Source organism: Vibrio sp. 10N.222.55.A1 (assembly GCF_041473835.1).
In the GTDB taxonomy this organism is placed as follows: domain Bacteria; phylum Pseudomonadota; class Gammaproteobacteria; order Enterobacterales; family Vibrionaceae; genus Vibrio; species Vibrio crassostreae_C.
Genome location: NZ_JBFRSX010000036.1, coordinates 69,400 through 82,401, shown reverse-complemented (window position 1 = coordinate 82,401; position 13,002 = coordinate 69,400). Strand labels below are relative to the sequence as shown.

General features: G+C 45.7%; 12 protein-coding genes and 1 tRNA gene. 6 read left to right on the top strand and 7 right to left on the bottom strand.

Going from position 1 to position 13,002, the window contains the following annotated elements:
• Window positions 1–155 precede the first annotated feature (155 nt).
• Window positions 156–926 carry a DeoR/GlpR family DNA-binding transcription regulator gene (locus AB4493_RS12320; protein ID WP_017061404.1) on the top strand — a complete coding sequence of 257 codons (771 nt, stop codon included), beginning with the start codon at window positions 156–158 and terminating at the stop codon, window positions 924–926.
• Between the two features lie 107 nt (window positions 927–1,033).
• Window positions 1,034–2,866 carry a glutamine--fructose-6-phosphate transaminase (isomerizing) gene (gene glmS, locus AB4493_RS12315; RefSeq protein ID WP_017061405.1) on the top strand — a complete coding sequence of 611 codons (1,833 nt, stop codon included), beginning with the start codon at window positions 1,034–1,036 and terminating at the stop codon, window positions 2,864–2,866.
• A gap of 102 nt (window positions 2,867–2,968) precedes the next feature.
• Here glmS and AB4493_RS12310 read toward each other — a convergent pair whose 3' ends face one another.
• The 6 genes from AB4493_RS12310 to rpsU form a co-directional block, all read right to left on the bottom strand.
• On the bottom strand, window positions 2,969–4,237 hold the full coding sequence (locus AB4493_RS12310) for an O-acetylhomoserine aminocarboxypropyltransferase/cysteine synthase family protein (protein WP_017061406.1): 1,269 nt from the start codon (window positions 4,235–4,237) through the stop codon (window positions 2,969–2,971).
• Between the two features lie 204 nt (window positions 4,238–4,441).
• Window positions 4,442–4,517: transfer RNA gene (locus tag AB4493_RS12305), tRNA-Ile, on the bottom strand.
• A 163-nt stretch (window positions 4,518–4,680) separates the two neighbouring features.
• Window positions 4,681–6,525, bottom strand: coding sequence for an RNA polymerase sigma factor RpoD (rpoD, locus tag AB4493_RS12300; RefSeq protein WP_017061407.1), 1,845 nt, complete (start codon window positions 6,523–6,525; stop codon window positions 4,681–4,683).
• Window positions 6,526–6,624: 99 nt separating this feature from the next.
• Window positions 6,625–8,376: a DNA primase gene (gene dnaG, locus AB4493_RS12295; protein ID WP_102428404.1), complete on the bottom strand. Its 1,752-nt coding sequence runs from the start codon at window positions 8,374–8,376 to the stop codon at window positions 6,625–6,627.
• Window positions 8,377–8,495: 119 nt separating this feature from the next.
• Window positions 8,496–8,939 (bottom strand): GatB/YqeY domain-containing protein, encoded by a 444-nt coding sequence (locus AB4493_RS12290; protein ID WP_372155050.1) that lies wholly within the window; start codon window positions 8,937–8,939, stop codon window positions 8,496–8,498.
• Window positions 8,940–8,964: 25 nt separating this feature from the next.
• The gene (gene rpsU / locus AB4493_RS12285; RefSeq protein ID WP_004396009.1) at window positions 8,965–9,180 is read right to left on the bottom strand and encodes a 30S ribosomal protein S21; all 216 of its coding nucleotides are present in this window, start codon (window positions 9,178–9,180) and stop codon (window positions 8,965–8,967) included.
• Window positions 9,181–9,438: 258 nt separating this feature from the next.
• On the opposite strand from rpsU, the gene tsaD reads away from it, so the two are divergent.
• Both tsaD and AB4493_RS12275 read left to right on the top strand, forming a co-directional pair.
• A complete protein-coding gene (gene tsaD / locus AB4493_RS12280; RefSeq protein ID WP_372155048.1) occupies window positions 9,439–10,455 on the top strand; it encodes a tRNA (adenosine(37)-N6)-threonylcarbamoyltransferase complex transferase subunit TsaD in 1,017 nt (338 codons plus the stop codon).
• Window positions 10,456–10,561: 106 nt separating this feature from the next.
• Window positions 10,562–11,377, top strand: a complete 816-nt coding sequence (locus AB4493_RS12275; protein WP_017061411.1) for an alpha/beta fold hydrolase — start codon at window positions 10,562–10,564, stop codon at window positions 11,375–11,377.
• Between the two features lie 43 nt (window positions 11,378–11,420).
• On the opposite strand, the gene plsY is transcribed toward AB4493_RS12275, so the two are convergent.
• Window positions 11,421–12,017 (bottom strand): glycerol-3-phosphate 1-O-acyltransferase PlsY, encoded by a 597-nt coding sequence (plsY, locus tag AB4493_RS12270; RefSeq protein ID WP_009847793.1) that lies wholly within the window; start codon window positions 12,015–12,017, stop codon window positions 11,421–11,423.
• Window positions 12,018–12,155: 138 nt separating this feature from the next.
• On the opposite strand from plsY, the gene folB reads away from it, so the two are divergent.
• Together folB and folK are read left to right on the top strand one after the other, a co-directional pair.
• A complete protein-coding gene (folB, locus tag AB4493_RS12265; protein ID WP_017061412.1) occupies window positions 12,156–12,515 on the top strand; it encodes a dihydroneopterin aldolase in 360 nt (119 codons plus the stop codon).
• Complete coding sequence (gene folK, locus AB4493_RS12260) at window positions 12,512–12,994, top strand: 2-amino-4-hydroxy-6-hydroxymethyldihydropteridine diphosphokinase (protein WP_017062921.1); 483 nt, start codon at window positions 12,512–12,514, stop codon at window positions 12,992–12,994. Before folB ends, folK begins: the two co-directional genes overlap by 4 nt.
• Window positions 12,995–13,002: the final 8 nt, after the last annotated feature.

Genomic DNA, 13,002 nt, shown 5'->3' with positions numbered 1-13,002 from the left:
TCTACCACCTAATGAGTTCAATATCACTGCTTAACAATTGTCTTAGGACAAGGTTTTATCGCTATTTATTAATTTTTTGGATCAAAATAAATGGACTAAATAGTTTCGTTGTAACTATAATATGTTTCATATCGAAACTTAATGGCCTTTTTTAAATGTCGAAACGAAACACTCAGCTCAGAAGACATGCAATTTCTAACCTAGTGAATGAAAAAGGGGAGGTTAGTGTTGATGAATTATCCGCTAAGTTCGAAACCTCAGAAGTCACTATTAGAAAGGACTTGGCGTCTTTAGAGAAAAACGGTCAGCTTTTACGCCGTTATGGTGGTGCGATTTCGTTACCGAAAGAGGTTGTCAACGAAGAGCTGGGTCAACAAGTTTCGACTCGAAAGATTTCATTGGCAAAAGCCGCTGCAGATTTAATTCGCGACCATAACCGCATCGTGATCGATAGTGGCAGTACGACCGGTGCTCTAATTCAGCAGCTTAATGCTAAGCGTGGCTTGGTTGTTATGACCAACTCATTGCACGTTGCTAATGCGCTTAATGAGCTTGAAAGCGAGCCGACGTTATTAATGACTGGCGGCACTTGGGATACCCATTCGGACTCTTTCCAAGGCAAAGTTGCAGAGTCGGTACTTCGTGCTTACGATTTTGACCAACTATTTATTGGGGCTGATGGTATCGACCTCGATAGAGGCACAACCACGTTTAACGAACTGGTTGGCCTGAGCAAAGTAATGGCTGAAGTGTCACGAGAAGTGATCGTGATGGTTGAGTCGGAAAAGGTGGGACGAAAGATCCCGAACTTAGAGCTGGCATGGGAACACATTGACATCTTAATTACCGATACAGACTTAGGCGAAGAATCCAAAGCAAGTATCGAATCACATGATGTTCGAGTGATCCTGACCGATCCAGCGTAAAAACAAATTTAAGTATTATGCATTTACCTTCCTATAATTGATCTTAATGAAGATTTGGCCTTTGCTTGCTGCCAATAGGAATAAAACAAAATTGATGGAGTGAAACTATGTGTGGAATTGTTGGTGCAGTAGCACAGCGTGATGTAGCTGAAATTTTAGTAGAAGGCCTTCGTCGTCTAGAATACCGTGGCTACGATTCAGCTGGTGTCGCTGTAGTCGATACTGAATCTAACCTAACTCGTGTACGCCGCCTAGGTAAAGTACAAGAGCTAGCTGACGCAGTAGAAGAGCAACAAGTGATTGGTGGTACAGGTATCGCTCATACACGTTGGGCGACACACGGTGAGCCGTCTGAAGCGAACGCACACCCACACATGTCTGGTGATATTGCCGTTGTACACAATGGCATTATCGAAAACCACGAAGCACTGCGCGCTATGCTGCAAGAGCGTGGTTACGTATTTACTTCACAAACGGATACAGAAGTTATTGCTCACTTAGTTGAGTGGGAACTTCGCACTTCAGCTTCTTTGGTTGAAGCGCTACAGAAAACAGCAAAACAATTAGACGGTGCGTACGGCACGGTTGCGGTTGATCGTAAAGATCCTAGCCGTATCGTTGTAGCTCGTTCTGGTAGCCCGATCGTTATCGGTTTTGGTGTCGGCGAGAACTTCCTTGCTTCTGATCAACTGGCGCTACTGAGCGTAACTCGTCGCTTCATGTACCTAGAAGAAGGTGATGTTGCTGAGGTAACTCGTCGTGATGTTACGGTATTTGATGTAGCGGGTGAGCGTGTTGAGCGTGAAATCGTTGAGTCAAACGCTGAACACGACGCAGGTGACAAAGGTCAATACCGCCACTTCATGCAGAAAGAGATCTTCGAGCAGCCAACAGCGCTGATCAATACAATGGAAGGCCGTATCTCTGACACTTCGGTTATCACTAACGCGATCGGCGTTAAAGCTGAAGAGATCCTAAGCAAGGTTGAACACGTGCAGATCATCGCATGTGGTACGTCTTACAACTCAGGCATGGCAGCGCGTTACTGGTTTGAATCTCTAGCTGGCGTAAGCTGTGACGTAGAGATTGCTTCTGAATTCCGTTACCGTGATTTCGTTGTTCGTCCGAACAGCCTATTGGTGACTCTGTCTCAATCTGGTGAAACGGCGGATACGCTTGCTGCACTTCGTCTTGCAAAAGAGAAGGGTTATATGTCTGCAATGACTATCTGTAACGTTGCGGGTTCTTCACTGGTTCGTGAATCTGATTTTGCCTTCATGACTCGCGCAGGAACAGAGATCGGTGTTGCTTCTACTAAAGCTTTCACAACTCAACTAGCAGCGATGCTGATGATGGTAACGTCAATTGGTCGTCTACAAGGTCGTATCAATGAAGAAAAAGAAGCGGAAATCGTTCAAGCACTTCACCAACTGCCTGCTGATATCGAGAAAGCATTAGCGTTCGATAAAGAAATTGAAGCACTGGCACCTGATTTTGCTGATAAGCATCACACACTGTTCTTGGGTCGTGGTGAGTTCTACCCAATCGCGATGGAAGCGTCTCTTAAACTGAAAGAGATCTCTTACATCCACGCAGAAGCATACGCAGCTGGTGAGCTTAAGCACGGTCCTTTGGCTCTTATCGATGCAGATATGCCTGTAGTCGTTATTGCACCAAGCAACGACTTGCTAGAGAAGCTGAAATCGAACGTTGAAGAAGTGCGTGCTCGTGGCGGTCTACTTTACGTATTCGCTGATGAAGATGCGGGCTTTGAAAGCGATGAGAACATGAAGATCATCAAGATGCCTCACGTAAGTGAAGTAACAGCGCCTATCTACTACACAGTACCGATGCAGCTGCTGTCTTACCATGTCGCACTAATAAAAGGTACCGACGTTGACCAACCTCGTAACCTAGCGAAAGCGGTAACAGTTGAGTAATCGACAGCTTACCTAAGATATAGATAATAAGAAGCCCATCCTGTGATGGGCTTTTTTATGTCTGTTAGTTAACGATCAGTGTTAGAGCTAGCTGTAGCGTCATTAAGCGCTCAGTGCTTGCTCTAGGTCAGCCAAGATATCGTCAATGTGCTCGATACCTACTGATAGGCGAATCATCTCCGGTGATACACCGGCTTGTTTCTGTTCAGCTTCGCTTAGTTGACGGTGTGTCGTCGAAGCTGGGTGACAAGCGAGAGATTTCGCATCGCCAATGTTAACTAAGCGCTTGAAGATTTGCAGTGCATCATAGAAGCGAACACCGGCTTCATAACCGTCTTTTAAACCAAAAGATAGAATGGCCGATGGCTTACCTTGCATGTACTTTTCAGCGAGTGGATAGAATTCTGAATCAGGCAGGCCAGCGTAACTTACCCAACTGACTTTCTCGTGTTGCTTGAGGTATTCCGCTACTTTCAAGGCATTCTCTGTGTGTCGCTCCATGCGTAGCGACAACGTCTCCAAACCTTGCATCAACATGAAAGCATTCATTGGTGACAGTGCTGCACCTGTATTACGTAGGGGAACCGTTCTAGCACGACCAATAAACGCAGCCTCACCAAAGGCCTCGGTATAAACCACGCCATGATAAGAAGGCTCTGGCTGATTAAACACAGGGAAGCGGTCCTTGTGCTGTGCCCATGGGAATTTACCTGAGTCGACAATCACGCCACCTAACGTTGTACCGTGACCACCCACGTATTTAGTTAGTGAGTGCACCACGATGTCAGCACCAAAATCGATAGGTTTACACAGTACAGGCGTCGCCACCGTGTTATCAACAATCACAGGTACACCTTGTGCGTGAGCAAGTTCAGCAACACGCTCTAAGTCGATAATATTACCTGCTGGGTTACCGATACTTTCACAGTAAACCGCCTTGGTTTTTTCATCGATCAGTGCCGCTAAGCTTTCTGGTTTGTCGTCTTTAGCAAAACGAACTTCAATTCCTTGGTTTGGCAACATGTGAGCAAATAGGGTGTAAGTACCACCGTAAAGCTGAGGCGTTGAGACAATGTTGTCACCGATTTGCGCCAACGTTTGAATCGCGTAGTTGATCGCAGCACTGCCCGCACTTACCACTAAGCCTGCGATACCTCCTTCTAAGGCGGCCATGCGTTTTTCTAACACATCATTGGTTGGGTTCATTATGCGAGTGTAGATATTGCCTGGCACCGCAAGGTTGAAGAGGTCGGCGCCGTGTTGTGCGTCATCGAATTCGTACGCGACGGTTTGGTAGATTGGAGTGGCAACCGATTTGGTTGTTGGATCAGTGTCGTAACCGAAGTGAATCGAGAGTGTTTCGTCTTTCATGAGTCTTCCCTGAACTATTGAGCGATTTATGTACTCTCATATTGCCGATTTTTTTATAAAAGAAAAGTATGTTTAGTCACAGAGAGGCAATTGGAATTGTGTGCGGGACGATTCGTTTTTGGTTCGGAAGTGCAGGGTGTGATTGGTACTGAATCAGAAAAGCAAAAAGCCAGAGCAGCGTGAACTGTTCTGGCTTTTCTAATTTGGTGGCCCCTCCCAGATTTGAACTGGGGACCGAACGATTATGAGTCGTGCGCTCTAACCACTGAGCTAAGGGGCCGTAGGGCATAGATTATAGGGGAAGCATTCAGTGGTGTCTAGACACTATAAGGGGCAATTCCGCTTACATCTTAGCCACTTAAATCACACGGATAAAAAAAAGGTGAGCCAACGCTCACCTTTTTTATTTTATGCTTAAAAGCTAACCACACTAAAGCGTGTAATTACTCGTCTAGGAAGCTACGCAGAGTTTCTGAGCGGCTTGGGTGACGAAGTTTTCGCAGTGCTTTTGCTTCGATCTGACGGATACGTTCACGAGTAACGTCGAACTGCTTACCCACTTCTTCTAGAGTGTGGTCAGTGTTCATGTCGATACCGAAACGCATACGCAGTACTTTCGCTTCACGAGGAGTTAGGCCTGCAAGAACGTCTTTAGTTGCGCCGCGCAGGCTTGTTGCCGTTGCAGAGTCTAAAGGCAGTTCTAGCGTTGTATCCTCGATGAAATCACCTAGGTGCGAATCTTCGTCGTCACCGATTGGTGTCTCCATTGAGATTGGCTCTTTAGCGATTTTCAGTACTTTACGGATCTTGTCTTCAGGCATTTGCATGCGCTCAGCCAACTCTTCCGGAAGTGGTTCACGACCCATCTCTTGTAGCATTTGACGAGAGATACGGTTTAGTTTGTTGATCGTTTCGATCATGTGAACCGGAATACGGATAGTACGAGCTTGGTCGGCAATCGAACGAGTGATTGCTTGACGGATCCACCACGTAGCATAAGTAGAGAACTTGTAACCACGACGGTATTCAAACTTATCTACCGCTTTCATCAGACCGATGTTACCTTCTTGGATTAGATCCAGGAATTGTAGACCACGGTTTGTGTACTTCTTAGCAATCGAGATTACTAGACGTAAGTTCGCTTCAACCATCTCTTTCTTCGCACGACGAGCTTTCGCTTCACCGATAGACATACGACGGCTGATATCTTTGATGCTTTGAACAGTAAGAGACGTTTCACGTTCGATCATATCCAGTTTTTGGATAGAGCGACGGATGTCGTGCTCGTTACGTTTGATCTTTTCTGCGTATGGCTTGTCTGAAGCAAGAACTTCATCCAACCATGCTTCGCTAGATTCGTTACCAGTAAATAGAGCAATGAAAGATTTCTTCGGCATTTTGCCGTACTCAACCGTTTGACGCATGATTAGGCGTTCTTGAGTACGTACGCGATCCATAGAGTTACGCAGTTCGTTTACTAGGTAATCAAACTGTTTTGGTGTTAGACGGAACTCTTTGAATACGTCTTGCATCATTGTCGTTGCAAGCGTTGCTTTCGGGCTTTCATGGCCGTACTCGTTGATCGCTAGCTGACGATTCTGGTAGCTAGTACGAAGTGCTGTGAACTTCTCAAGAGCAAGTTCAGGATCGATACCTGTATCTTCTTCTTCCTCTTCCTCGTCGTCTTCTGCGTCTTCTTTGTCTTCGTCTTCCAGATCAGTTTCAGCAAGTTCTGAACCGATGTGAGTCGCCGTTGGCGCAGCTGTGCCATCGTCGTCTGGGTCAACAAAGCCATTGATTAGGTCTGTTAAGCGAATCTCTTCTGCTTGTACGCGGTCAAACTGTTCCAAGATGTATGGAATAGTGCCTGGGTACTCAGCAACCGATAGTTGAACTGTATTGATACCATCTTCAATACGCTTCGCAATGTCGATTTCGCCTTCACGAGTCAGTAGTTCAACTGTACCCATTTCACGCATGTACATACGAACTGGGTCAGTAGTACGGCCAATCTCGCTTTCTACGCTTGAAAGCGCAGCAGCTGCAGCTTCGGCTGCATCTTCATCTATATTGGCATCGTCATCATTAAGTGCTAGATCATCAGCATCAGGTGCAGTTTCAACTACCTTGATACCCATGTCGTTAATCATTTGAATGATGTCTTCTACCTGTTCAGAATCCACGATTTCTGCAGGTAGGTGGTCGTTTACTTCGGCGTAGGTCAGATAGCCTTGTTCCTTGCCTTTAATAACAAGTAATTTAAGCTGTGACTGCGGATTTTGATCCATAGATGATATCCAACTTCAGGTCTGGTGAAGGACGTTGCATTCTCAAATGCAAACCAATTATGTTAACAAATTTATTAAATGCTGACTAATCAAACAGGGTTACGCTTTTAGATCTAGCATTAAAGCTAGTAGCTCCCTTTTTTCTTCGGCTGATAAACCGACGCTTCTTGCTTTGGCCTGCAGGTTTTCAATTTGTTTTTCAACGCACTGGGCAAGTATATTGTCCAATGAGTCTAAAAATATGTCTTCTTGATTGTCTTCGTCGAGGGGGATTTCCCAGCTCGCGAGACGAGACAGAAGAGCCTCATGTTTATTGTGTCGCCAATGCTCTAATAATTGGCCTGTGTTGATATGGGGATGCGCATGGCATTTATCAAGTACTTCGACGAATAAACTTAGTCCAGGCAGCTGTAAGCCTTTGACACTTGATAAATCCGGTACCATATCAGCATAGCTCGGATTTTGGATAAGCAAAGCGATAACTTCACGCATTGGAGTGCGTTTCAGCTCTTTATGCGGTTGAGGTATCGGGTTCTGTGTATGAACACGCGCTCGCCTCAATTGGTTATCAAATCCAGTGCGCTCATCGAGCAATTTTTCGAGCAACTCTTGGAAGTAACTGTCAGGGATTTTGTTAATCAATGCGCTAGCGTGTGCGCGCAGTGCCGATTTCCCTTCGGTTGTTCCCAAGTTTAACTTGTGTATTTCAATCAGGTTATCGAACAAATAGGTCGAAAGCGGCGTCGCATTGTGGACCAGTTGTTCAAAAGCGGCTTTGCCATGCTCTCTAATATAGCTGTCTGGGTCTTCACCGTCGGGCAAGAACAGAAACTTAAGCGTGTTACCGGTTTTGAGATACTCAAGTGCGTTTTCTAGTGCGCGCCATGCGGCCTCTTTACCTGCTCGGTCACCATCGTAACAACAAACCACAGTGCTGGTTTGACGGAACAACATTTGAACATGGTCGCCGGTTGTCGAGGTGCCCAGTGATGCTACTGAGTAATCAACACCATATTGCGCTAATGCCACGACATCCATGTAACCTTCAACCACAAGTATTTGCGGCGGTTCACGGTAGGCTTGCAGCACTTCATAAAGGCCGTAAAGCTCTTTACCTTTATGGAAGATAGGCGTTTCTGGTGAGTTGAGATATTTTGGAGTACCGTCTTCTAATACACGACCACCAAAACCAATCACACGGCCACGACGATCGCGAATCGGGAACATTACGCGTCCACGGAATCGGTCGTATCGGTTACCTTTATCGTTCTCAATTAACATGCCGCCAGTTACGAGCATGTCTTGGGCTTCTTTCTGTTGGCCAAAGTTCTTACGAACTAAGTCCCACTCATCGGCCACATACCCAATGCCAAACTTCTGGACGATCTCGCCCGAAAGGCCACGATTCTTTAGGTAATCAATCGCAGGTTTGTTGGCTGATATTTTCAGTTGAGAGCGGTAAAAATTACTGATGCCGCCCATCAAATCGTAGAGGTTACGTTTTTGTTCGCTGTTGGCTCTTGGTGCTGTTGATATCTCGCCGCTACGTTGCTCTCTAGGAACATCGAGGCCTAAGAAAGAGGCAAGCTCTTCAATCGCTTCAACAAAATCGAGACGTTCGAACTCCATAATGAAGTCGATAGCATTACCGTGTACGCCACAACCAAAGCAGTGATAAAACTGTTTTTCTTGGCTTACGCTAAAAGAAGGGGTCTTTTCGTTGTGGAATGGGCAACAAGCACCATAGTTTTTGCCTTTTTTCTTAAGTTTCACGCGTGCGTCCACAATGTCGACAATGTCGAGACGCGCTAGGAGATCATCGATGAAACTACGCGGGATGTGTCCTGCCATAAAACCTTAGAAAAATGCACTAACTGAGAGTGTGGATAATAATAGTTTGAATAGGTTACAGATACAAACAAGCCGTGCGTTCCGAAGGATTGCACGGCTTGTTGCAATTTGATTTGGGATTAAGCGAGTTTAGAACGAACTAAACCACTAACTTTACCCATATCTGCACGCCCTTGAATTTGTGGTATCAAGATAGCCATTACTTTACCCATGTCTTGCATGCCCGCTGGTTGAGCTTCAGCGATTGCGCTATCAAGTAGTGCAATAACTTCTTCATCAGTTAGCGGTTGAGGCATAAAGCCTTCAAGTACCGTAATTTCTGCTTTTTCCACGTCAGCAAGATCTTGACGATTTGCTGATTCATATTGAGCAACAGAATCGCGACGTTGCTTAACCATTTTAACTAATACAGCAAGAATGTCGTCATCGTTCAGAGTGATCCGTTCGTCAACTTCACGTTGCTTAATTGCTGAAAGAGCTAAGCGGATAGTGCCAAGGCGCGGTTTGTCCTTGGCTTTCATCGCTAATTTTTGCTCTTCTTTGAGTTGTTCAATAAGAGCCATAACTCAGTCCTTATGGATTAAGTTATTAGTACAGGCGAACGCGACGTGCGTTTTCGCGAGCTAGCTTCTTAGCGTGACGCTTTTGAGCTGCTGCTTTAGCGCGTTTGCGAACTGTAGTTGGCTTTTCGTAGTGCTCGCGACGGCGAACTTCAGAAAGGATACCTGCTTTTTCACAAGAGCGCTTGAAACGACGTAGTGCAACGTCGAACGGTTCGTTTTCACGTACTTTAACTATTGGCATATGCCTTTCACCTCAGGGGTTATTCATTATCGCTGGCTACTCAGTACCAAATCAGAGAAGTTACCCATCGAGCTAACTCTCTATTCGCGTTTGGCCATTAACCAGCTTGATCAAAAATGGTGCGGAATTTTAATCCGATCACAGTGGCTTTGTAAAGCACTTTGTCGATTATAGTCTGTACAATATTTGTTTGAAGAGCTTAGGCAGGGTAATATTGCGCTAATTTCCCATTTTAGACGAAAGCGTGCCGAGAAAATTATGCGCATTATTGGTATTGAAACCTCTTGTGATGAAACAGGAATCGCGATTTATGATGATGAGCAAGGGCTGCTTTCTCATCAATTATATAGCCAAGTAAAGCTGCACGCCGATTACGGTGGTGTGGTACCTGAGCTAGCTTCACGTGACCACGTGAAAAAAACAATTCCTCTTATTAAAGCGGCATTAGCTGAAGCGAACCTAACGTCGAAAGACATTGATGGTGTGGCTTACACGGCTGGCCCTGGTTTAGTGGGTGCACTGCTGGTTGGTGCAACGATTGGTCGCAGTATTGCTTATGCGTGGGGAGTGCCTGCAGTGCCTGTTCACCATATGGAAGGTCACCTTCTTGCGCCAATGCTAGAAGATAACCCACCACCATTCCCATTTGTGGCTCTGCTGGTTTCTGGCGGCCATACCATGATGGTAGAAGTGAAAGGTATTGGTGAATACCGAATCCTTGGTGAATCGATTGATGATGCAGCGGGTGAAGCGTTTGATAAAACCGCGAAACTGATGGGCTTAGATTACCCTGGTGGTCCACTGTTATCTCGTTTGGCGGAAAAAGGCACTCCGGGTCATTTTAAGTTCCCGCGTCCAATGACCGATCGTCCGGGTCTAGATATGAGCTTTTCTGGTTTGAAGACGTTCGCAGCGAATACCATTCGCGATAACGATAATGATGACCAAACTCGCGCTGATATCGCTTATGCATTCCAAGAAGCTGTTTGTGCAACCTTAGTAATCAAGTGTAAGCGAGCCTTGGTTGAAACGGGCATGAAACGTATAGTGATTGCTGGCGGTGTAAGTGCCAACAAACAACTGCGTGTTGAGCTTGAAGCTCTTGCTAAGAAAGTCGGTGGTGAGGTGTACTACCCACGCACAGAATTCTGTACAGATAATGGTGCGATGATCGCTTATGCGGGCATGCAGCGCCTAAAGAATGGCGAAACGGCTGATTTGTCTGTTCATGCCACACCGCGTTGGCCTATTGACCAGCTAGAGCCAATTGCGTAATTGACTATAGTGTTTCGATAAACGGTCGCCTTGTGCGGCCGTTTTTATATCCTAGCTTACCGACTGTATGTCGATAAATAATTGCTGATAGAGATTAGGGAAGAAAATGAACAAGTTCACAGTAGACAATCAATCGATGGCGTACCTAGATGAAGGTCAAGGCCCTGTTGTTGTACTCGGCCACAGCTACCTTTGGGATAGTGCAATGTGGAAGCCGCAGATCGAAGCGTTAAAAACTCAGTATCGCTGTATTGTTCCAGAGCTTTGGTCTCATGGTGAATCTCAAGCAGCACCCACTTCGATGCGTAACTTGAAAGATTACGCTCAGCACGTTTTGGCTCTGCTTGATCATTTAGAGATCGAAGAATTCTCAGTGGTTGGCTTATCGGTTGGCGGTATGTGGGGGACTGAGTTAGCGGAACTTGCACCTGCACGTATTAAGTCTTTGGTTCTAATGGATACTTTTGTGGGTTTAGAACCAGAAGTTGCTCACGCAAAGTACTTCAGCATGTTAGATACCATCACTCAAACCAAGACGGTTCCTCAGCCAATTGTTGAAGCGGTTGTTCCACTGTTCTTCGCTAATGATACGCAAACCAACACGCCAGCTTTAGTGGAAGGGTTTACTCAGCAGTTATCAGCTCTTGAGGGCGACAACGCTGAAGAAGTGGCACGAATTGGTCGAATGGTGTTTGGACGTCGCGATATGATTGAATCGGTAGAGAACTTTGCTCTGCCTGTTTTGATTGCTGTAGGACAAGAAGATAAACCACGTCCGGTACTTGAGTCATACCTAATGCACGATTGCATTACGGGCAGTGAATTAGTGGTGATTCCTGGCGCAGGTCATATTAGCTCGTTAGAGCAACCAGAGTTTGTGAACACAATGCTGAAGACGTTTTTAGATAAACATCTGCTATAAGCTTTAAATACTGAATATTATGGTTCGGCTTAGACGTGACAGTTTAAGCCGATTTTTTTTGTCCGAGTTTTGGTTCGCTGCCATCGAGTAGGCGGCGGATATTCTGGTGGTGACGTAACACGATCAAACAGCACAGCATGGCTACTGGCAATGTGTATTGAGGTTTGACTAACCAAGCGTAGAAAGGGGCAAGTAGCACAGTAACCAGTGCCGCTAAAGAAGAGTAACGAAACAAAAACGCGACCACTAACCAAGTCGCCATGATCATTCCGGTTAGATCGAATCCTATTGGGGCGATAGCGCCAAGTGCGGTTGCCACGCCTTTACCACCTTTGAAGTGGAAGAAGATCGGATACATATGGCCAAGACACGCCGCAATTGCCACAACCCCAAGAATGATTGGGTCGATCTTGAGGTAGTAGCCAAGCCAGACAGGGATAGTGCCTTTCAGCATGTCACACAAAAGGACGGCAGCTGCTGCGCCTTTACCGCCAACACGCAGGACATTGGTTGCTCCTGGGTTGTTAGAACCTACTGTTCGAGGATCTGGGAGCCTCAAAACTCGGCATATCAAGACCGCACTAGAGATTGAACCTAGTAAGTAGGCAGCAATGATCATGATAAGTGCCAATGGGGTCATGTCTGTCCTTTAACGGTTATACGCCTAACGATGGGAAAATAATGCTCAATCCAAGAGTAATTGATATCATATCTCGAATTACGCAAATAATACGTTTTTTTCCCCAATTTGGGTATCCGACCTCTAAAAGGACAAGTCATGGCACTGGATAAAGTTTTCATTGAGCAGCTAGAAGTAATTACAACGATCGGTGTTTACGATTGGGAGCAAGAGATCAAACAGAAACTGGTGCTTGATATTGAAATGGCTCATGACAACCGCCCAGCAGGCAAGAGTGATGATGTGGTTGATGCTTTGGATTATTCGAAAGTGAGCACTGCAGTACTTGAGCACATTGCAAATGGCCGTTTTCTACTCGTAGAACGTGTTGCTGAAGAAGTCGCAGAGCTTATTATGACTCAGTTCTCTGTGCCGTGGATTAAAATCCGATTGGCTAAACCTGGCGCAGTGCCACAAGCAAAAGCCGTTGGTGTGATCATCGAACGAGGTCAAGCATGACAGTAGCCTATGTTGGTGTTGGCACGAACATAGACCGCGACAAGCATGCAAGGGTGGCATGGACAGAGCTTCAATCGTTAGGGACTAACCTTAAATGCTCTAAAATCTATCACTGTGAGCCCGTCGGTTTTAATAGCCATCCGTTTTATAACTTTGTGATAGAGCTCGACACGTCACTCTCATTGACTGAATTTTCACAGCAGCTGCGTAAAATTGAGTTTAAATGGGGTCGCTCTCAAGATGCGCACAAACTACAAGATCGAAAGCTCGATCTTGATATTGTGCTGTTTGGAGAGGAGGTTTCTGAGTGTGAACCAGAATTACCACGCAGTGATATCTACAAATATCCTTTTGTAACACAGCCGCTTTATGATCTTTGTCCTGCGCGAGTGATCCCGCAAGACGGAAGAACCGTCAGTGAAATATGGCAGAAGATGCAGCAATTAGACTCGCTCTCTGTCGTAGATATAAAACTATAATTTTTAAG